This window comes from Leeuwenhoekiella aequorea, from assembly GCF_004104375.1.
Classification (GTDB): domain Bacteria; phylum Bacteroidota; class Bacteroidia; order Flavobacteriales; family Flavobacteriaceae; genus Leeuwenhoekiella; species Leeuwenhoekiella aequorea.
In genome coordinates this window covers 1-23627 of the sequence record NZ_QOVM01000004.1, presented here as the reverse complement: position 1 = coordinate 23627, position 23627 = coordinate 1, and the positions used below count along the sequence as shown (strand labels likewise).

At 36.6% G+C, this 23627-nt stretch carries 12 protein-coding genes and 1 pseudogene; 12 read left to right on the top strand and 1 reads right to left on the bottom strand.

Features of this window, described 5'->3' with window-relative positions:
- The first annotated feature begins 1 nt into the window (after position 1).
- From DSM00_RS09755 to DSM00_RS09730, 6 genes are read left to right on the top strand one after another with little or no spacing between them, the layout of a single operon-like run.
- Positions 2-3067 carry a SusC/RagA family TonB-linked outer membrane protein gene (locus tag DSM00_RS09755; RefSeq protein ID WP_128757828.1) on the top strand — a complete coding sequence of 1022 codons (3066 nt, stop codon included), beginning with the start codon at positions 2-4 and terminating at the stop codon, positions 3065-3067.
- A 19-nt stretch (positions 3068-3086) separates the two neighbouring features.
- On the top strand, positions 3087-4784 hold the full coding sequence (locus DSM00_RS09750) for a RagB/SusD family nutrient uptake outer membrane protein (protein ID WP_128757827.1): 1698 nt from the start codon (positions 3087-3089) through the stop codon (positions 4782-4784).
- Positions 4785-4804: 20 nt separating this feature from the next.
- Positions 4805-6706, top strand: coding sequence for a glycoside hydrolase family 32 protein (locus DSM00_RS09745; RefSeq protein ID WP_128757826.1), 1902 nt, complete (start codon positions 4805-4807; stop codon positions 6704-6706).
- A 46-nt stretch (positions 6707-6752) separates the two neighbouring features.
- Positions 6753-8153 carry a DUF4960 domain-containing protein gene (locus tag DSM00_RS09740; protein WP_128757825.1) on the top strand — a complete coding sequence of 467 codons (1401 nt, stop codon included), beginning with the start codon at positions 6753-6755 and terminating at the stop codon, positions 8151-8153.
- 2 nt (positions 8154-8155) lie between these two features.
- On the top strand, positions 8156-9721 hold the full coding sequence (locus DSM00_RS09735; RefSeq protein WP_128757824.1) for a glycoside hydrolase family 32 protein: 1566 nt from the start codon (positions 8156-8158) through the stop codon (positions 9719-9721).
- Positions 9722-9761: 40 nt separating this feature from the next.
- Positions 9762-10646 (top strand): carbohydrate kinase family protein, encoded by an 885-nt coding sequence (locus tag DSM00_RS09730; protein WP_128757823.1) that lies wholly within the window; start codon positions 9762-9764, stop codon positions 10644-10646.
- A gap of 577 nt (positions 10647-11223) precedes the next feature.
- On the opposite strand, the gene DSM00_RS09725 is transcribed toward DSM00_RS09730, so the two are convergent.
- Complete coding sequence (locus DSM00_RS09725; RefSeq protein ID WP_128757822.1) at positions 11224-15165, bottom strand: hybrid sensor histidine kinase/response regulator transcription factor; 3942 nt, start codon at positions 15163-15165, stop codon at positions 11224-11226.
- Between the two features lie 350 nt (positions 15166-15515).
- Between DSM00_RS09725 and DSM00_RS09720 the strand changes: the two genes are divergently transcribed.
- The 6 genes and pseudogenes from DSM00_RS09720 to DSM00_RS09695 all read left to right on the top strand — a co-directional run.
- Entirely contained in the window at positions 15516-18632 is a 3117-nt protein-coding gene (locus DSM00_RS09720) for a SusC/RagA family TonB-linked outer membrane protein (protein WP_241652388.1), read from the top strand.
- Positions 18633-18660: 28 nt separating this feature from the next.
- Positions 18661-20196 (top strand): RagB/SusD family nutrient uptake outer membrane protein, encoded by a 1536-nt coding sequence (locus tag DSM00_RS09715; RefSeq protein ID WP_128757821.1) that lies wholly within the window; start codon positions 18661-18663, stop codon positions 20194-20196.
- Positions 20197-20235: 39 nt separating this feature from the next.
- Positions 20236-21312, top strand: a complete 1077-nt coding sequence (locus tag DSM00_RS09710) for a glycoside hydrolase family 43 protein (protein WP_241652387.1) — start codon at positions 20236-20238, stop codon at positions 21310-21312.
- A 4-nt stretch (positions 21313-21316) separates the two neighbouring features.
- Entirely contained in the window at positions 21317-22342 is a 1026-nt protein-coding gene (locus tag DSM00_RS09705) for a glycoside hydrolase family 43 protein (protein ID WP_128757820.1), read from the top strand.
- 5 nt (positions 22343-22347) lie between these two features.
- Positions 22348-23406 (top strand): cellulase family glycosylhydrolase, encoded by a 1059-nt coding sequence (locus tag DSM00_RS09700; protein ID WP_128757819.1) that lies wholly within the window; start codon positions 22348-22350, stop codon positions 23404-23406.
- A 7-nt stretch (positions 23407-23413) separates the two neighbouring features.
- Positions 23414-23627, top strand: a pseudogene (locus DSM00_RS09695) (galactose-1-epimerase); the annotation flags it as partial.

The following is a 23627-nucleotide window of genomic DNA, read 5'->3' as shown; positions in this document are numbered from 1 at the left end:
GATGAGATTTAGACTTTTACTTTTATTATTTTTTCCCGTTACATTATTTGCGCAGCAGACCATTACGGGAACAATTACAGATGCAGAAACTAACACTCCGATACCAGGTGTAAACGTGCTAGTGAAAAACACCAACAGAGGCGCTGTTAGTGATTTTGACGGAATCTTCACTATAACTGCTACTTCAACAGATACACTCGTATTCTCTTTCTTAGGATACAAAACAGTTAGTGAAGTTGTAGGTACAAGAAGTAGTATTAATATCTCTCTAGCTAATGATGCACAAGCATTAGAGAGTGTTATTGTTACCGGCTATCAAACACAACGCAAACGTGATATTACCGGAGCAGTTTCAGTTGCCGATGTCGAAGAAATGAATAAGCAATCTGCAGCAAGCCCTATTGCCGGTCTTAAAGGGCGTATTGCAGGGATGGATATAGCCAGTAATGGATCACCCAGTTCGCCTACTACGATTAGAATTAGAGGAGTGGGAACACTTAATAATAATGATCCCCTATACATAATAGATGGTGTGCCCACAAAAGCTGGTCTACACGAACTTAACCCTAATGATATAGCATCATTACAGGTTTTAAAAGACGCTTCAGCAGCGAGTATTTACGGTTCAAGAGCAGCGAACGGAGTTATCATCATTACAACAAAAGAAGGGAAATTAGGAGAGGTTGTGCTTAGTGTAAATGCACAAACTTCAATTTCAAGTTATACCAGTATCACAGAAATGATGGATACTCAAGAATACGGAAGAGCATTGTGGCAGGCTAATGTAAATGCAGGAATAGATCCTAATACAAATAGTATAAAATACCGTTTTGACTGGGGAGTTAATCAAGAAACAGGAGCTCCTGAATTAAACAAAGTATTAATTCCTGAATTTCTAGATCAACAACAAACATTGCGATCGTCGAATACTAATTGGTTTGAAGAAATTTCAAGGGTAGGTGTTATTCAGGATTACAATGTCTCTCTTTCTAACGGTACTGAAAAGGGTAATTACTATACCTCCTTTGGTTTTTTTAAAAATGAAGGCATAATAAAAACGTCAAAATTTGACCGGTTTTCACTTCGTCTTAATGCAGATTATAAACTGTTTAACGATAGAGTAGTTATTGGTGAGAATCTAAGCATTACAAAAACCAGTGAAGTGGAAGGTGCGCCTATAAATGCTGCTTTACAAGCACTTCCAATAATTCCTGTACGCACCTTTGACGGAACGGGTTGGGGTGGTCCTGTAGCTGGGATGAACGATCGTCAAAATCCAGTTAGATTACTAGAAGATAACAAGCAAAATGACTATGACTTCTTACGTTTATTCGGAAGCTTTTATGTAGAAGCTAATTTGACAAAAAGTTTAAAATTTAGAACAAATTTAGGGCTTGATTATGGTGACTTCACTGCGAGAAGACTTAGAAAAAGATATGAGTCAGGATATCTAAATAATCCAGTAAATAGGCTGGAGTCATCACAGACACATGACTTTAAGATGACCTGGTCTAACACTTTAAATTATAACAAGACCTTTAATGACGTTCACGAGCTAAGCGTATTGGTTGGTACTGAATATTTCTGGGCAAATACAAATTCATTTACGGCCTCAAGAGAAGACTTTGTAATAGAGGACGAGGATTACACCTATTTAGATGCCGGTACAGGAATTAAAAATAACAGCGGGTTTGGCGCTGAAAATATATTGATGTCCTATTTTGGTAAGGTTAACTATTCTTTGTTAGATCGCTATTTGGTTACGGGAACGTTGCGCTATGATGGATCTTCCCGTTTTGGAGAAAACAATCGTTTTGGAACCTTTCCTGCGTTCTCTTTAGGGTGGAGAATAAGTGAAGAAGAGTTTTTTAAAGACAATGTTTCGTTTATAAATGAACTTAAGTTTAGATATGGTTTTGGTATTACAGGAAATCAAGAGATTGATAATAATGCCATTTTTAATGTTTATGTCACTGACTATCCCACTACAGCCTATGATATAGACGGCAGTAAAACGGGTAACCTTCCTTCTGGCTATAAATTAATTCAAAATGCGAATCCCAATTTAAAATGGGAGGAAAGTATGATGAGTAATTTTGGTCTTGATTTTGAATTGTTTAATCAAAAAGTTTACGGAAGCGCTGAATACTATATTAAAGAAACCTCAGACATTTTGATTTTACCACCCTACATCGCAACATTAGGTGAAGGGGGAAATCAATTTATTAATGGAGCTTCAATGGAAAACAAAGGTTTTGAATTAAGCCTTGGTAAGCGTAGTAGTTTTTCAAATGAACTTCAGGTTGATTTAAATGCTAATATAAGTCTTTACAAAAATAAAATTACAAAGCTACCGAGTGAGGTTGTTAATGCTTATGGCGGTAATGGTGCAGACCAAAATATCCTAGGCCGTCCAGTAAATTCATTTTACGGTTATGTTGCCGATGGATTATTCCGTTCAGAAGAAGAAGTAGTACAACACGCCGATCAACCCGGAAAAGATATAGGAAGAATTCGTTATAGTGATCTTAATGGAGATGGCGTTGTTAATGCGGATGATCAAACTTGGATAGGAGCTCCTCACCCTGATTTCACATATGGTTTTAATGCTAATGTATCTTATAAGAACTTTGATTTATCCTTCCTATTGCAAGGTGTATCTGGTATCGATGTGATTAATGATTTTAAGTATTCTACAGATTTTTGGAGTGTTTCAGAAACAGGATCAAATAAAGCAACACGTTTATTAGATGCTTACTCACCGACTAATACAAATTCCTCAATTCCGGCAATATCACTTACCGACAGTAATTTCGAAAGTAGATTTTCTACCTATTTTGTTGAAAACGGTTCTTATCTAAAGGTTAGAAATGCGCAGTTAGGGTATTCTTTCGAAGAAGATTTGATCAAAAAATGGGGTATGAAATCTATGCGGATTTACATAGGTGGCGATAATCTGGGGATTTTATTAAAAAGTAAATCATTTACGGGCATAGATCCAGAAAATCCTGGGTTTGGATACCCTAACCCACTATTGGTAAAAACAGGTTTCAATCTAAAATTTTAATGTAAAAGATAAACTAATTATGAAGAAGATATTCATTTTTATCAGTTTCGGCTTTTTAATGTTCAGTTCTTGCAATGACGAATTGGATTTAGATCCTAAAGCGATCCTGAGCGAAGACCAGATAAGTACACCACAAGATGCCGAGCGTTTTGTTATTGCAGCATACTCAGAGTTGGGTAATGACGAGATAAATAGACCTTTTAGTCTCTGGCCTTACGGAAACGTGCGTTCAGATGATGCTTATAAAGGGGGGCGTGATCCGGGTGACGGCCAGCATTTTCATTTCACCGAAACCTTTACAAACCTTACTCCAAACATTAGTTTTTTTGATGAGCTCTGGTTTCACCTATATGTAGGTGTGCGTCGGGCAAATGAAGGTCTGCGTATAATGGAAAACTTTACAGATGACGATTATCCTGCGAAGCAGACCAGAATAGGAGAACTACGTTTCATTCGCGGCCACTTTTATTTTGAGCTTAAAAAGCTATTCAATAGAATTCCATATTTAGATGAAAACACAGATCCTGCTACTTATAAAGACGTTACAAATGTAGAGTTTACAAGTGATGAATTGTGGGAGAAAATCGCAAGCGACTTTGAGTTTGCTTCAGAAGTATTGCCCCAGGTGCAGTCACAAGTAGGGAGGGCAGATCAGATTGCAGCTTTTGCTTATCTCGCCAAAACAAGATTATATCAAGCGTATGAAAAAGGAGAAACACACCAGGTTACTGGTATAAATACAGCACATTTACAGGAGGTGATTGCTGCTGCAGACAAAGTTTTAGCATCAGATCACGCTTTACAAAGTGATTATGCAAACAATTTTTTACCTGGCCCATTTGAGAATGGTGTTGAATCTGTTTTTGCGGTTCAATTCTCTAAAGATGACGGTACCACAAACGGCAGACTCAATTTTGGAGATATGCTTACTGTACCGCAAGGCATAGGATGCTGTGATTTTCAAAAACCATCGCAGAATTTGGTCAATGCATTTAGAACCGATGAAAATGGATTACCATTATTTGATACTTTCAACCAAAATAATGTAGATTTTGCTAATAATACAGTAGATCCGAGATTAGACCACACCGTATCAAGACCAGGAAATCCCTGGAAATATCAAACTGATCTTATTGTTGAAGAGAATTGGAGCAGAGCCCCTCAAATTTATGGGACTTTCAATTCACTAAAGGAAAATGTTTCACCAGATGATCCTGGATTTACTAACGTTGATCCTTTTTATGGGAATACAAAAACACGTGTGATATTACGATATGCAGATGTAATGCTCTTTAAAGCAGAAGCACTGATCGAATTAGGTCAACAAGATCAGGCATTGTCATTAATAAATGCTCTAAGAGAACGAGCGGCATCAAGTACCACGAGACTGGTTAATGCAGATGGTATAGCCTTGGCAAATTATGAGTTAGAACCTTACCAACCTGGAGTTAATATAGAATGGACGCAAGCAAATGCTAGGAAGGCCTTGCGCTTTGAACGTCGTATGGAATTATCTCTAGAAGGTCATCGTTTTTTTGATCTTGTACGTTGGGGAGTCGCTGGGCCTGTATTAAACCAATATTTTTCTATAGAGCAAACCCGTAGGGCCCACTTACAAAGTGCAAGTTTCGCTATTGGCACCCACGAATATTTACCTATCCCCCAAAACCAGATTTTTTTCAGTGAAAACAAATATGTTCAAAATCCTGGATATTAATTAAACGGTCAAAAAACGAAATGAATTTTTTCAACTACATATATTGTTTTTGCTTCGGTTTGCTTTTAATAGCCGGTAAGGGGTATGGACAATATAATGAGGAATACAGACCTCAATTCCATTTCAGTCCTAAAGAAGGATGGATTGGAGATCCAGACGGGCTTGTACATTACAAAGATACTTATCATTTGTTTTGGTGGGGACACGCCACATCTAAAGACCTGGTTTACTGGGAAGAACAACCAAGACCTATGCGGGGTGGCAATGGCGATTTCACTTATTTTTCAGGTTCTGTTGCGATTGATAAAGACAATACGGCCGGTTTTGGAAAAGAACGAATGGTTGCTTTTTATACTAAACATTTTCCTGGTGATAGCTTGCCTGAAACACAGGCTATTTCAATAAGCAAGGATGGCCAATTCTTTGATTATTATGAACAAAATCCGGTGCTTGATATTGGCAAAGTATTTTTTAGAGATCCGCAGGTGTTTTGGTACGCAGAGAAAAATAAGTGGATAATGGTGGTGTCCTTACCCGATGTTCAAAAAATAAATATATATGAGTCTGATAATCTAAAAGACTGGGAGTTTCTTAGTGAGTTTTCAGGCTTTGGAGCGCAAAATTCTTTCTGGGAATGTCCAGATCTCATTAAGCTAAAAGATGAAAATGATAGAGATCAATGGGTAATGTTTATTGGTAGAGGTCCTAACAGGGTTCAGTATTTTCTTGGTGATTTTGATGGGACAACCTTCACCCCTTCATCAGAAACCAGCCATTATTTAAAACAAGGTATTGGTCTTAAAGGAACTGTTTTTGAAGATTTTGAAACTAAAAACCTTGAAAATTGGGATGTTAAAAACAATTCATTCTCTTTAAAAGAGAATGAAAATAAAGGCAGTCTAGGGGATATGTTTCTTTCTTCTGAAAACTTAAATGAAATTAAGCAAGCGCAAAAAATACGTTCAGCAGATTTTAAAATTACAGAACCCGCGATAAATTTTTTGATTGCAGGGGTTGATAGCCTTGCTGTTGCAAACTTTCAGTTGATTATCGATGGTAATGTAGTTAAGGAAACTTCAGGTACAGGCAGCAAGGTTTTTAAATGGAAAGGCTGGGATGTGAGTACGTATATAGGTAAAACGGCCCAATTACAATTGGCAGTAAAACCCGCCCTTGAAGACTCGCTCTATATTGCAGTTGATCATATTATGTTTTCTGATGGCTTGCGGAATACAGCCTTAGAACATGCGCTGTGGTTGGACTATGGGACAGATTTTTATGCTGCTAGAACTTGGAGGGACTATGATGATAAATTAGATCGTACCCTTATGCTCGGGTGGTTGGGCAATTGGGATTATACCGGCAAAGTGCCTACATCTTGGGGTAAAGGTTTTGAATCGATACCGAGAGAATTATATATCAAAAACAACCGTATTTATCAAAAACCCATTCCTGCTTTACAAAAATTACGAACAACAGAGTTTTCTTCAATCGAAGCATTTAAACCAGATAAAAATATATACGAGTTTGAAGCTGTTTTTGACACAAAACAAGAAGGAAAATTTGGAATTAACTTATTTGAATCAACCTCTAAAAAGTTAGTGCTTTCCTATAATCCTACAACACATTCCTTTAGTGTTGACCGTACAAATAGTACACATTACGTCGATGGTAAACCCTTTAGTGAAAAGTTTGAGTCTATTATGAATACAGTCATTTTTCCTGATCATAATGAGTTAAGACTTCATGTCTATGTAGATCAATCATCTGTAGAAATTTTTATAAATGACGGAGAGCAGGTGCTGAGCGCGCTTGTTTTTCCTGAAAGTAATCAAACGGGAATAAGTTTTTTTTCAGAAGAAGATAAAATTGCTTTGAAAAATTTTAAGGCCTGGACACTTTCTTCGATATGGAAGAAATAAAAATCAATAAATCCTATTTAGAATAATTAATAAAACCATTATAGTCATGAAATTTAAAAAAAATATTACGGCAAAATTCCTCAGCGGAGTTCTGGGGCTTTTCATAGCAGTTTCTGTTATGCTATCCTGCGAAAGCAATGATGATTCATCAGCCTTTGAAATTGATAAATCGGTTAGTCTATCTACTTTCAGTATAAATGGTGTTGCCGCGACGATAAATGAGGGCACTGGCGCTGTGCGAGTAGCTTTACCTTACAATACAGAGATCACTGCGCTTACCCCGGAAGTAGGTATCCCAGAAGGCGCAACAATAGTTCCAGATCCTAATACGCCTACAGATTTTACAAATGAAGTTGAATACTTGTTGAATAATGGCAATTTGTACAAAAGCTATAAAGTAAATGTTACTGTTAATAAACCCATTTTAAAGTTTAGCATTAATGGAATTTCGGCTACTATAAATGACAATAATCAAACGGTAAAACTTACGGTTGAACCGGAAGCAGACATTACTAACTTAATTCCTCAAATTGAAGTATCAGAAGGGGTTTCCATTTCACCTGTTTCAGAAGTGGCACAAGATTTTTCAGAACCTGTAGTTTATACAGTAAGTATTGGTGGTTTTAGTACCGAGTATACCGTAAATGTTAGTCAGCAAAGTACAGGGACAAAAATAGGCTTTATAGGTACAGCTGCAACTCGTGAAGCTATAGTAGATCTTGATGAGGTTGCTGCTTCAGATTGGCTGTTTAGTACATATTCTCAAGTAGAATATATTTCTCTTCAAAATATTGCAAATAAAGATCTTGCAGAATTTGATGTTTTATGGTGGCATTATGACGCTGCAATTGAACTACCTCAAATTGCTTTTAACAACGGAGTCATCAATGCGTTTAAAGACTTCCGTAATAACGGAGGAAAATTATTGCTCACCACATTTGCTACTCAATATGTAGAAGCTCTAGGTATTGTTCCTGGTGGAGAAGGACCAAATAACGTTTTTGGAGATTTTGGAACAAATGGATTTATAGCAGATAACAACTGGGGAATTTCTTATGTAGGTAAGGAAGACCATCCCATTTTTCAAGGCTTAGAGACCTTTACACAAGGAAAATCTTATTTATTAGAAAGTGGCACTTTTAGACAAAATCACGTTTCCTGGTGGTTTTTACCAGATTTTGGTGGCTACGATAACTCAGAAAACTGGAGAAATGCAACAGGAGGTATCAATCTAGCCAGCGAAGATTTTGATGACTCTCTCGACTTTCGTGTGGCTATTGCAGAATTCCCAGGTAGTGATAGCCAAGGAAATGTTGTAGTTATTTCTTTAGGAGCATATGACTGGTACAATGAGAATAATGCAAATGGCGACCCTAGTGAATCTAATGGGTTCATTGGAAACATTCAGCTACTCACCAAAAATAGTTTAGACTATCTAACACAATAAGTATGAAAACTTTTAAATATTGTATCAAATGCTTCCTTATTATATTTCTCGTCGCTTGTAGTAGCGAAGATGATATAGAAATTAGTAACGATCAAAAGCTTTTAGATGAGAAAAATCTTAATGTTTATCCTGCCCCAACCAGTGGTTGGGGAGGTGAAACTGATCCTTATCTTACTACAGGTTTTACTGCAGATGTAATGCCTTTTTATGATAATGGTTTGTTTCACTCCTTCTTTTTACATGATGCAGCCTTTAAACCTGAAGGAAAGGGTTTTCACCCTATCCACAAATTTGTAAGTGAAAATGTAAGTGCATTTTCATATGAAGGTGAGCAAATACCTTATGGGAAAGCTACTGAGCCCGATTTTGCGATAGGTACAGGTTCTACTATAAAAGTGGGAGACACGTACTACTTCTATTACACTGGTTTTAATGATAAATCATCCTTTCTTCAAAGTAACCCTCGAGAGAGTATCTTATTAGCAAAAAGCAGCGATCTTGAGAATTGGGAAAAAGATGAAGAATTTAGAATTACTGCCTCAGAAAATTATTACGACTTTGAATTTCGTGATCCGGAAGTATTTTTTAATGAAGATACTAATGAATACTGGATGCTGGTATGCACACAATTTAATGATTCTAGAAAGGCTGTTATATTAGTATATACGTCAAACAATCCTGAAAATAACGACTGGAAACTTCAGAACAATCCATTATATATTACTTCTAATGAAGAAAATTATTTAATGATGGAATGTCCCGATATGTTCAAAATGAATGGTACATGGTATTTGATTTTTTCAGAAAACTGGAAAGATAAAGCTACCCATTACCGAATGGCCTCCAGCCCTTATGGCCCCTGGGAGACACCTGATAATGATCTCTTAGATGGGAGATATTATTATGCTGCTAAAACAGAAACAGATGGAAATAACAGATATATTTTTGGTTGGACCGCCCGTAAATTTCCTGAAAATGATAATGGAAATAAAGAGTTTGGAGGAAATATGGTTGTTCACGAGATTACGCAAAATAGTGATCGAACCTTAAATTATAGTTTGCCGGGTACCACAGAAAATTTATTTCTAGAGCGTGCTGCTTTAGAACTAGATTCGACGATTGGAAGCACTTCAGTAATTGAAAATAGTTATACGCTTAATGCTTCGGGTGATACGTCAACTTATCTTTTTAAAGCAGACTACGGAACAAAAATGTTAAGAACTAGTTTAAAGATGGATAGTAATTCTGGAAGGGCTGGTTTCATATTTCAAAATAAAGGGAGTAATACCAATTCATATCAAATTTTATTGGAGCCAGCATCTAATCGTATTGTATCGTATTATGAACAGGGTGGAAATTTAGAGGAAATAAACAGTATATCTTTTAATCTGGAAACTGGTAAAGAGTATTCGATAAAAATGGTCATGGATGAAACGATTTGTGTGCTTTATATTGATGGGAAAAAGGCATTCAGCAATCGCATCTATGAGATGCCAGGAAATACATTTGGATTTGTTTCATATGATATGACAACAATGTTTAACAATACGTTGATGTTAAAACCTTAATCGACTTTTTTAATAAAACTTGAATTTAAAGAAAATTTATATGTTGAACGTAGTCAGTTTTGGTGAAGTATTATTTGATGTGTTTCCTACGCATTTAAAAATCGGCGGAGCCCCTCTTAATGTAGCATTAAGGTTACAGTCATTAGGAGCCCAGATAAGTATGGTAAGTAGTATTGGTACAGATAATAAAGGTATTCGTATTAAAGATTACCTCAACCATGTAGGATTAGATACCAGTACCATACAAACACACCCTACCTTACCTACTAGTGAAGTTTTAGTTAAACTAGATGACAAAGGCGCAGCCACCTACACTATAGTTGCTCCAGTTGCCTGGGATGAGATAGAACTAACCGATTTAAATATTCAAAAAGTTTCAGAATCAGATTTATTTCTATTTGGAAGTTTAGCTTGTAGAAATAATGCATCCGAAAAAACGCTTAAAAGTCTTATTAAACACGCAAAATACAATGTATTTGATGTCAATTTAAGAGCTCCACATTATACTAAAAGTTTATTGCTTGAACTCATAGATAAAGCAAATTTTGTAAAATTTAATGACGACGAATTGTTTGAAATAGCCACTTTTATGGACTGTAAATTTAACGGTATGGAGCAAACCATAAAATTTATCGCAAACAAAGCAAATTTAGATACCATTTGTGTAACCAAAGGTGCTTTTGGGGCAGTTCTTTATCATCAAGGTTTATTTTATTACAATAGTGGTTATCGGGTTAAAGTTTCGGATACCGTAGGATCTGGAGATTCTTTTTTAGCAAGTTTACTCTATAAATTGTTTACAGGAAGTAATTCTCAAGAGGCAGTAGATTATGCTTGTGCTGTAGGTGCACTCGTTGCAGGGTGTGAAGGGGCTAACCCTAATATCTCTATAGAAGCTATAAATCATTTTATGAATCCAATCTAATTATAGAGATTATATCTTAAAGAAAATCAATTTTAATTAATCTATATTTATTTCAGACGTATTTATAAAACCTGAAGTCTTAATGATTTCGGATTTCTTGATTATAATATTTTTAGAAGTTTCATTTTAAAATTCATCAATTTTATTAAACTCTTCCTGAATGAGGCTGAATTAATATCTAATTCGGCCTTATGTTTTTTTGTAAACCCTTAAAATAATTCTTCTTAAAAGGTAATTATAAATTATTTCAAACAACTTAGTCGAAGTTTCTTTTAAAATGCCGCACGTTACGTACGCATTAATTCTGAAGGTTATTAAAATAAAGATAATAATCTCCTAAGGGCTTCTTTTAATCGGTTTTACAGAATTTCTATAAACCATAAAGCCTTTCTTTTGAAGGGATTTTAGCAGTCTTAATGGGATTCGAACTAATCTGGAAGTGCAAGTGTTTTTAGGGCTTCAGAAATGTTTTTTTGGATGACTTATAGAATTTTAATCCTATTTTCAAACTTTGGAAATTTTTAATAGAAATCGAGTTTTCTAACTAATTAAGGTATCACTAATTTTTAAAAAAAAATTAATTTGAATCATTACTTTTTAAAAATTCGGAAGGACTCATTTTGAAATGCTTTTGAAAGTTGCGACCAAAACTCGTTTGAGAACGGTAACCCACTTCCTCTGAAATCTCGAAAATCTTTTTATTGGTTGCTTTTAAAAGAAATGCTGCTTTTTTCAGTCGGCTTATATTTATAAGTTCATTGGGACTTAATGCAGAAATTTCTTTAATTTTCCGGTATAGAGTCGATCTACTCATATTCATAAGTTGAGCTAGAGAAGCTACGTTGAGGTCAGGATCTTTCATGTTCTCTTCAATAATTTTATCTAATTTGGTAATAAAATCCTGATCAGATTGAGACAGTGAAAGGGATTTTAAATGAGCGAGAGGCGTATTGCTGTAATGCCCTAATATGGTTTTTCTATTCTCTAGTAAATTTGAAATTTGAACTAAAAGGTGATCCATTGAAAATGGTTTAGTAATATAGGCATCAGCACCAGATTCAAGCCCCTCAATTTTCGCATTTAAGGCACTTTTAGCGGTTAAGATTATTATTGGGATGTGATTGGTTTCAGAATCTTCTTTAAGGTTTTTACAAAATGATATACCGTCCATAACTGGCATCATAACATCGCTTATTACAAGTTGTATATCGGCCCTTGTAAACACCTGCAAAGCCTGTTCTCCATTTGAGGCGAGAATTACGTTGTAGGTTAGGGATAATTCAGAATACATAAAGTCAGCAAGTTCTAGGTTGTCTTCAACTACAAGGATAACAGGGGCATTTTTCTCAAATTTTTCAGTATACGATTCGGTTCGCTCTTTTTTAGTTGGGCTGGTTCTTATAATTGATTTTAATCCATCAGGCTGGTCAACAGGCATCTGTAGAATAAAAGTATTCATGCTGTTGGTGGTTTCAAAAAGCAATTTACCCTGATGTAGTTGGGTTAACGAATACGCCAGAGACAATCCAATCCCTGTACCCATATTCTTTGTCTCTCCTGGTACCCGGTAAAAGGGTTCAAAAATACGTTGTTGCAAATCAATGGGAATTAATGTGCCGTCGTTTTCGATGCGTATTTTAAAATAGGTTTCTTCAGCTGTCAAGCTTATCTTAACCTTCTTGTGTGAGTATTTAATTGCATTGCTAAAGAGATTGCTGAGAATTTTTTTAATGGCTTCTTCATCTACGTAAGCAATTACAGCTTCATTAGGTTGAATTAGATCAAATCCAATCTCTTTTTCCTGTATCATTTGACTGAAACGAATATAGGTTTCTTCAAGAAGCTCATTTATAGAAACCTCAACAAAGTTGAGTTTAACATGCTGCATTTCAGTCTTTCTGAAATCTAAAAGTTCATTTACAAGATTGAGCAAGCGTGAAGTATTTTTCTCCATAATCCCTAGGTTTCGAGGAATTTCTGGAGATTTATACGTGCTTTTCATAAGCTTTTCCAGCGGACTCTTAATGAGTGTAAGTGGTGTTCTAATCTCGTGTGCAATATTTGTAAAGAATTCAATTTTTGCTTGATAAATTTCCTTTTCTTTTGCGTTTTCTAATTGCTGTATGCGTTGATTATTTTTATCTCTATTAAAGATGTGATAATACCGAAGCAGAAGAAATAGTAAAAATACCAAACAGAGACTGTAAAAAGTATAAGCTATTTTACTTGCGAAAAAAGGAGGTAGTACGTTTATTTCTAAACCTGCATCATTAGTGCTCCATACACCATCGCCAGTGAGTGCTTTTATTTTAAATATATAGTTCCCAGCAGGCAATTCAGTAAAACTTACTTCATGATTTTTGCCTAGACTTATCCAATTATCGTTTAAGCCCTCTAGTTTATACCAGTACTTAGTCATTTCTGGCGAAGTATAATTCAATGAGGCAAAAGTGAGGTTGAAGGTAGATTGTTTATTGGTAAGCTCCAGTTCCCTTGAGAAGGAGACTGATTTATTTAGAGGAGAGTCTATGCTATTAACATCTACATTTTCATTATTTATTTGAATATCTGTTATATAGATGGGAGGCTTAAATGTGTTTTTCAGAAAAGTACTCGGGTTAAAACTAATCAAACCATTTACGCTTCCAAAGTACATCTCTCCAGAATCATCTTTAAAAAATGAGCTGTAATTAAATTGATCGCTCAATAAGCCATTAGATTTTGTATAAACTGTAAGATTATTGTCATCAGGATTATAAGCTACCAATCCGTTTGAAGTACTTATCCAGAGATTGTTATTTATATCCTCTAGTATTGCATAAGTGACATTACTGGGAAAACCGTCTTCTTTAGCTACTCTCGTAAAATCTTGTGTTTGCCGATTAAAAAGATTTAATCCATTTTCCGTAGCTATCCATAAGCGTTTCTGAGAATCTTCAAATATTCCATTTATTACATTTGAACTAATGCTTTTAGAATTTGTACTATCATATTTATAAAAGCCTTTTGCTCCGGTTTTAGGATTGTAATAGTAAAGACCGTCCCAATACGTTCCAGCCCACAATACACCTCTATGGTCTTCCAGTAAAAATGTGTAATGGTGTATTTCAGGAAAACCTTCAACAATTTCAAACGAATCAGTGGTTTCAAGATGCTTGTAAACTCCAAGTGAGGTAAGTATATAAAGCTCTTGATTCTGGGTTTCATAAATGTATAATATAAAATCACTACGTAGTCCGCCTTCATTGGCTCCTGTACCGTAGTGCCTTATAATCTTGCCACTCTTAATATCCATTACATCCAGACCATGTTCAAAGGTGCCTATCCATAACTCAGAATCTCTTGGCAATAAGCCATGTATATTGTAATGAGAAAGTACACCCCCATCTCGAGTAGGAGTATAATTTTGAAAAATGCCAGTTGCGATATTCAGTTTATTAAGACCGGCATCTTCAGTACCAATCCACATATTACCATAAATATCTTTTTTAATTTCACGCACGGCATTGCCACTTATTGAATTTTCACCAACCCTCGGAAAATATCTGGTGATGGGAGTGTATTGTTTGGGGTAGTAGTTGACACCTCCAAAATAGGATCCTATCCAGACTCCATCTTCCTGATCGCGAACTAAACAGTAAATGGCGTTATCTGAAAGCGAATAGGGATTATTGTAATTTTTTTTGAGTTTTTGAAATGTTCGGGATTTAAGGTCATAGATAAAAACCCCAGATTCACTTGCGATCCACAGTTCAAAGTTGTTTTTACGTAAAAAATCCCGTATAAATGTGGGCTTATCTTTTTCGGAAAAAAGAGAGGTGATTTGCTGCTTACTTATAGAATAGACTAAAGCGCCTCTATCTTTAGTTCCTATGTAAATAGTGTCCCTTGCAATAGTTGCATCAATTTGAGTGATTACTAAAGGGCTATCGGTTTGTAAGCCTAAATCTAGTTTTTGCAAGGAGTTATTATCTTTTACGTACCTGAAAATCTCATCTGAGCTTGATACATAAATAGTTCCTGATGCGCTTTTTGAAAGAAAAGAAAAATTGACCTGCTTGTAAACTTCCTCTGTTGAAGAGGCAGTTTTTAATCTGTGAAGATTCCCCGATGCAATAAACCATACATTCCCTTGATCGTCATTATCTATGTCAATTATGGGTTGATCTTTCGTACTTTGAATAAGGGAGAACGATTCGGTATTTTCATCATATTGAAAAAGGCCGGTATCAGTGCCTACCCAAATCTCATTTTCATACTCATGCAGACAACGTATAAAATTGCTGCCTATACTGGTAGAATCATCTGATTTATGCTGAAAAACCTTGTAATTATATCCATCAAATCTATTGAGACCATCCTTGGTACCAAACCACATAAATCCTCTGTGATCCTGAAGCATACTAATAACGGAATTATGAGACAATCCGTCTTCAACACGATAGTGATGAAAAGAAACGCTCTGACTGTAACTCAGAAATACCCAAAAATTAATAAGCAGACAGCAAAAAATTCTCATAAGCACAAAGCACGTTAATAAACCTTTATCAATACAAATCATATAGTCTCATTCTTCGATACATTAGTTCATTGTCTTTGTTTTTTTAACTAAAATTTAAAGTTGAACGATTTCGCCGAAAAATTGAAACAGCGATATAGGTTTTTTTTGAATTAAAATAATCTCCTTTGTAATGCGACAAATCGGTAATTAAAGGTTATGAAGTTTAACTTATTCCTAAAATCAGTTGCTCAAAATTAAGGTTTATTCAAAATAATATGAATGGTCTTTTTTTTGAAAATGGAATCTTAACTAGGCCATTCATCAATATGTTGCATTAAAACATAACTAAAATTTCTAAATGAAATTCTATGAGAACTAAACTACATTTCCATTTAAGAACACTTGCGTTCCTGATGCTTAGTGTTTTTTACGCAACTCAAACGATTGCGCAAGAAACAATGATCACGGGTACGGTAACAACTACCGAGGGAGAACCTATTCCTTTTGCTAATATTTTATTCAAAGGTTCATCTCAAGGAACAGCTGCGGACATGGATGGCAGCTATGCTATTCAGGCTAAACCTAATGAAATCCTAGTATTTAGCTATGTAGGCTTTAAAACTATCGAAGTTTCCGTTGAAGATCAAACGAGAATTAATATACAGCTTGAGGAGGATATAGCAGCTCTAGATGAGGTAGTGGTCATTGGCTATCAGAGTGTAAGTAAAAAAGATCTAACCGGCGCGATGGGGCTAATAGATACTAAGGATACCGAGAATATAGTGAAGCGCTCTGTTCCCGAAGCATTACAAGGTCTTTCTCCGGGTATCAATGTAAGAAATGGTGGAGCTCCCGGTCAGAATGCTGTAGTAAACATAAGAGGTTTGAGTACTTTTTATGGTAATGCAAGCCCGCTCTATATTATTGACGGAATGTTTGCCGATCCTAATATCACCATCAATCCAAATGATGTGGAAAGTATACAGGTTTTAAAAGATGCTTCTGCAGCTGCGATTTACGGTTCACGGGCAGCAAACGGAGTTATAATTATTACTACCATAAAGGGTAAACAGGGAGAACCTAAGTTTTCACTTACAACACGCTATAGTGTTTCTACAGTTCCTAAGAAGTATGATATGATGAATGCTTCTGAATATGTAATTACAAATACGAATGCCTATAATGCTGCCGGGTATACCTTACAACCTGCAGTTGCTAATTACGATGGAAGTGTTGATACAGATTGGAGTGATCAATCCTTGCGCACCGGTTTCGTAAAAGATGTGAATGCTACATATTCAGGCGGAAGTGAAACGCATAAATATGCTATTTCTGCTGGTTATTTTAAAGACCAGGGAACATTGCTGGGCAGAGATTTTGATCGTATGTCCTTCCGTGTCAATACCGAAACTGATAGCGGTAGATTTACTTTTGGGGAGAATCTTTCCATCAGTAATAGTAGAAATAATTCACCATTCACAGGGGGATTTGCAGTTGGAAACCCTTGGTATGATATGTGGAATAATGTACCCATTATTCCAGTACAGAGCGATGACCTTATTTCTGATTCAAATCCGGGCGGCTGGGGCTATGGTTCTACCAATACGGTAAATACGTTTTCTAGAAACGCGGTTGCCATTAATAATATAACCTCAAGTAGTGCCAATTATGTTAAGCTTTTAGGAAATGCGTTTGTTGATTTTAGAATTATAAAAGGTTTAAAGTACCGTTTCAATGCCGGTCTGGAGACAAGCTTCGATAAAACTAAAGATATTCGTAAAGAAGGTTCCTGGTACCAAAACCAGTCTCCAGAAAATAGCAGCGTCAATGAAACTCGTTCACAGTTTTTAAGTTATCTTTTTGAGCATACTTTAAATTTTGATTATGATCTAGGCAAACACAGCTTCAACGGGGTGGCAGGTTATACTCAGCAAACTTATAAGACTGATTTCACTTCTGGAAGCGGATTATTTTTAGCCCAGTTTGGGAACGATTACTTTACGACCATTTCTTCAACCAGTAATTTACCTGGTGATCGTAATGCTTCCGGAGGATTAACCAAGTACCTGATCGATTCGTATCTAGGGCGTTTAAACTACACCTTCGATGAGAAATACCTACTAACCTTAACATTCAGATCTGATAAAGATTCCCGTTTTTCCCCAGATTTCAGAAGAGGTAATTTCCCATCAGTTGCAGGTGCCTGGAGAATATCAAATGAACGTTTTTTTGAAGTGCCTTGGATTTCCAATTTAAAGGTGAGAGGATCCTATGGGGTTTTAGGGTCTGCAAATCTAGGAGTATACCAATATACCGGTTTTCTCAATCAAGGTCCAAATGCGGTATTTGGTCCTAATCAAACAGGGGTTGCCGGGGCTACTCAGGCGCGTTTAGCATCTGGAGATTTGCGTTGGGAAGAAAAGATAACAACCAATTTAGGCCTTGATGCTTCTCTTTTTAATAATCAATTCAACATCACATTCGATATTTATAAATCTATTTCAGATGATGTGCTTTTACCACAGCCTTTGCCTTCCTATTTAGGTAATTTACAAGGGGATCCAATTGTAAATATTGGCTCTATTGAAAATAAAGGTTTGGAACTTGATCTCAATTACAGACCACGGTCAACTGGAGAATTTAGCTGGGATATTGCCGGAAACATCAGTTTTATCAGAAATAAAATTCTGGCTTTAGGTAATCTTGGTATTGATGAGGAAACCGGTTTGCCACGTGATTATATTCAAGTAGGTAACACACGCTCACAAGTGGGTCGTTCTATTGGTGAGTACTACGTACTCAAAACAGATGGAATTTTTCAAAATCAACAGGAAATTGATGATCATCAGGCACAGGCGGCTTACGCTCAACCTGGAGATATTAGATATGTAAATGTTACTGACGATGGCACAAATGATGACATTAATGATAAAGACCGATTGTACGTAGGATCACCTTGGCCAGACTTTACAGCCGGTTTGCAGTTTAATTCAGCATATAAAAATTTCAATTTTAGCATACAATTTTACGGTTCTTTTGGAGGGGATCTTTACAACGATGTAAGACGTGATCTGGATAGTTATGGATATTCAAATTACAGAAGAGGAATTAATCCTTGGCGTACAGATAACACCAATACTTCAGATCCGAGACTGGGTGTCGCTTATGCTTATGGGGGAGAACCAGCAGATCGCGGTATTATATCTAACTCAAGAGGTAATACAGACCGTTGGATTGAAGATGGAACTTATGTTAGAGTACGTAATGTAGAATTTGGTTACAATTTACCTAGCAAATTTCTTAATAACTACGGGATTAACAATGCCCGTCTTTCACTAAGCGGACAAAACCTGTTAACCTTAACCAGTTATTCAGGATTAGACCCTGATGTGATTGGTGCTAATATCAATTTAGAACCCGGAGTTGATGCAGGAAACTATCCATCATCACGTATTTTCTCTCTTGGTCTTAACATAGGATTTTAATTATAAATCGCTTTAAAGCATAACGATTATGAAAACTATTTATAAAATATCACTCGTGCTATTATTAGGTTTAACCGCTTGCGATAGAGATTTTGATGAACCTAACCCTAATTCACCTACAATTGCCAGTTTCTGGAAAAATGCAGGAGATGCAGAAAAAGGAGTTAACGCTACCTACAGTACTTTTTATAGAACAGCATCTACCTATTCAAGATGGATGTTTTACCACGGCTCTTTAAAATCTGATGAAGGTTTTGGATCTGGAGGTGATATCGGCCTAAACAACTTAGTAAGTTTTAATCAAAATGATTACAATCAAAATCTTACAGCAGAAACTTGGCAAAATTTATATGTTGGCGTTTTCCGAGCAAATCAGGTGATTGCAAACGTGCCTACTATTGAAATGGACGAAGCATTAAAAGCACGTTTGATAGGAGAAGCAAAATTCTTAAGAGCTTTATTTTATTTCAATCTTACACTATACTACGGTAGACCACCGCTTATGCTTGAGCCTTCACAACCGCTAGATACACCTCCAAATGCTTCAACAGAAGAGGCCTATGCACAGGTTGCTTTAGATTTGGAACAGGCAATACCTGATTTACCGGTATCCTATACTGGGATTGATTTAGGGAGAGCAACTCGCGGTGCTGCTTACGCTTTATTAGGTAAAACATACTTGCAGCAAAACAAATATGCAGAAGCAGCAGGTGCTTTTGAATGGTTGGTTGAAGGTCCTGGAGCTAGCCAATATGGTCTAACTGAAAATTACCGGGATAATTTTTTAATCTCTACAGAAAACAATATTGAGTCTGTTTTTGAAATTCAATTTCAGGAGAATCTTTCTGAAACTACAGATAACGACGTTGATGAAAGCCGTGTAAACAATACTGGAACTTCAATAGCGCAATTTTATGCTCCTCCAGGAATAGGTTTTAACGATGGTGCTGCGCGAAGATGGTTAATTGATGAATTTCTGGAAGAAACCACTACTAATGGAGAGCGCGACCCCAGACTTGCAGCCTCATTCATATATAACTTTACTAATCCTGCGGGACCCGATGACACTCAGGTTTATGGTCAAAGTTTCAGCAGCAGATTTGGTGACGGACCTAATGCAAATGGTGTGTGGTTTAGAAAATTATTAAATGATCATTGGAAGAATCAGGAGGGTTTCCGTTCTCCTAATAATTATAGACTTATTCGTTATGCCGATGTGCTGCTTATGTATGCTGAAGCGTTAAATGGTTTAAATAGAACAGGTGAAGCCTATCAATATGTAGATCGCGTACGGCAACGTGCAGGCTTGGCAACATTGACGAGTGCAATGCCTGGCTTGAATCAAGATCAGTTTTTAGAGCAGCTCAAACACGAGCGTATTACTGAACTCTCAGGAGAAGCATGGCGTTTTGCAGACTTAAAACGCTGGGGAGATTTGAGTCCAGCTTTGAGTTCCAGAGATCCGGAATTTCAAAATTTTGTAGTAGGAAAACACGAGAATTATCCAATTCCTCAGCGGGATATCGATTTGAATCCAAATCTTACGCAAAACCCGAAGTACTAACGGAAAGTCTTCCAACAGAAAGAGATAAATTAAAAAGCTATGAGTACAGTAAAACTGAAAAATATAATTAGAGGGATACGGTTGTTTTTTATAAGCCTTTTTATGACAGGACTGTCGTGTTCTGAAAGTGATAACCCTCCTGTGGAGATCATTGATCCAGTTGAGGAAACCACATTTACTAACCCGCTTGTTACAGGGGCTGATCCTTATGTTTATAAAGAGGGAGATACGTATTATTATATGCATACGGTAGGTAATGCAGTAAGACTTTGGGAAACGCCAGCGCTTGAAGATTTAGCTTCAGCTACTTCAAAAGAAGTATTTAAAGCTGCAGCCGGCGCTCCTAACTCTAGAAATGTATGGGCTCCTGAAATATTTAAATTAGAAGGTAAATGGTATATTTATTACACTGCCGGGGATGGTGATGACATCAACCAACGTACTTGGGTGCTAGAAAATTCAAATAGCGATCCTATGCAGGGAACGTGGGTAGACAAGGGGAAAATTTACAATCCCAATGCGGATTTCTGGGCTATTGATGGTACTGTTATGGAACATTTGGGTAAAACCTATTTTCTGTGGTCTGGAAGACCTGATAAAACCAATATAAACCTTACTCAGAAAATCTATATTTCAGAAATGAGCAATCCGTGGACGCTTACAGGAAACGTAACTTTATTGAGTGAACCAGAATATAATTGGGAGCAAAATGGATTTGGTGTAAATGAGGCTCCTGAAGTTCTTAAAGGTCCTAACACTCAATTTATGATTTATTCAGCTAGTTTTTGTGGTACAGATGATTATGCACTAGGAATGCTTACCCTCAAAGCAAATGGAGATCCAATGGTTGCTGAAGATTGGGTTAAGTCTGACCAGCCGGTATTTACCAAAAAACCTTCGGCTAACGCTTTTGGCCCTGGTCACAACAGCTTTTTTAAATCTCCCGATGGTACTGAAGATTGGCTTATTTACCATGCAAATCCCAATACCGGTATGGGGTGTTCTGTAAATAGAACCGTAAGAATGCAGAAATTCACCTTTGATTCAAGCGGAAAACCTGAGTTTGGAGAACCAGTCGCAATAGGAATGGAAGTTGAAAAACCATCACAAAATTAGTTGAATGAAATTATTACTTGTAGGATTAATCGCTTGTTGTATGAGTTATACAGCATATGCACAATCGTTTCAAAATCCCGTTTTAGATTCAGGGGCAGACCCATATAGTGTATTTGTAGATGGGTATTATTATTACACGCACACGGTAGGAGACCGTATAATGCTTTGGAAAACTAGAAATCTGGCCAATCTTAGAGAAGCAGAGTCCAAGATCATCTGGATTCCACCTCAAAGTACTGCTTACAGCAAAGAGATTTGGGCTCCGGAAATACATTATATAAATAAAGCTTGGTATATATACTTTGCGGCAGATGACGGTGACAACAATAATCATCGCATGTATGCACTACAGAACACTTCAAAAGATCCCTTTAGTGATAGTTGGGAGTTTAAAGGTAAAGTAGCAGCATATCCTGACCGTTGGGCCATTGATGGGAATGTTTTTGAATATAAAGACCTGTTATACATGGTTTGGTCTGGTTGGGAAGGAGAGACAAATGGACAACAAAATATCTACATCGCTAAAATGAAAAACCCATGGACTCTTGAGGGGAACCGAGTGTTAATCTCTCAGCCTACAAACATCTGGGAAAAGCAAGGAGATTTAGATGATGCGAATAATCCGCCTCATGTAAATGTGAATGAAGGGCCTCAGTATTTAGAACACAACGGAAAACTTTTCATCATTTTTTCAGCAAATGGTTGTTGGACTGATTACTACTCACTAGGAATGTTGCAATTCACAGGCGATGATCTTCTGGATCCTGCGGGCTGGGAAAAACATCCCAAACCCCTCTTTGTGAAGTCTGAAGAAAATGGGGTGTATGCACCCGGTCACAACTCATTTTTTAAATCTCCTGACGGGAAGGAAGACTGGATTTTATATCATGCGAATGCCAATCCTGGAGATGGCTGCGGGGGAAAAAGATCACCCCGAATGCAAAAGATTAAATGGAATAAAGACGGAACTCCTAATTTGGGGATTCCCCTATCTGAAAATACCAAAATAAAAATACCCTCACAAAACTAAAAATCATGAAAAGATTAGCATTTATACTGATACTGCTGGTAACTCTTCTTAATAACCTTAATGCACAGGAACGCTGGAACAAAGAAAAAGCCGATGCCTGGTATGCAAAACATGACTGGATCACAGGAGCCAATTTTATTCCCAGTACTGCAATTAATCAGCTTGAAATGTGGCAGGAGAACAGTTTTGATCCAGAAACTATAGATCGAGAACTGGGTTATGCCGAAGGCATTGGGTTTAATACGATGCGGGTGTATTTACACAGTCTGGCTTACAAGGCAGATCCAAAAGGATTTAAAAATCGGGTGGATACCTACTTGAAGCTTGCTGCAAAGCACAAGATCAAAACCATTTTTGTAATATTTGATGATGTCTGGGATGCTAAGCCTGAAATGGGCAAACAACGTGCTCCTAAACCTGGTGTTCATAATTCAGGATGGATGCAGGATCCTGGATATCCTGCTTCTAATGAGATGGCCACTTCAACCGAACTTAAAAAATATGTTCAGGATATCATTAGAACTTTTAAAGATGACGATCGTGTGTTATTTTGGGATTTGTATAATGAACCAGGTAACAGCGGTAAAAAGACCGAAAGCCTTCCACTTCTTAAAAATGTTTTTGCCTGGGCAAGGGAGATTAACCCTTCCCAACCACTTTCAGCGGGTTTATGGGATTGGAGTTTCACGGAATTAAATGCATATCAGGCGCAACATTCAGATATCATTACTTATCACGATTATGAGGATCCTGAGTGGCACCGTAGAGTTATTCAGCTCTTAAAATCTCACGACCGACCAATGATATGTACCGAATATATGGCTCGTACCCGTAACAACAGATTTTCAAATACCTTACCAATGCTTGCTGAATACAATATAGGCGCTATCAACTGGGGTCTTGTAAACGGGAAAACAAATACCATTTACGCTTGGGATACGCCAATAGAATCGGGAGAAGAGCCTTTAGAATGGTTTCATGATATATTTAGAAAGGATGGTACACCGTACCGCAACGATGAGGTAAACCTTATTAAAAAATTAAACTTAGAATACAGTAAATAATAAGAATATGAAGGAATTGCGAGTACTTGTTTTATTTGGTTTTGTAAATCTATTCCTGTTTAACTCTTGTAAGGAAAAACCAAGTAACCATAACGATGTGAAAATAGTAAATGATACATTATTCTCCGACTTCCACAAGGATGAGATGTTGAAACCAGCAGCATTTGATACAATCATTGACAATAAAAAAGTGAGTTTATACTGGATAGAAAGTGATAATT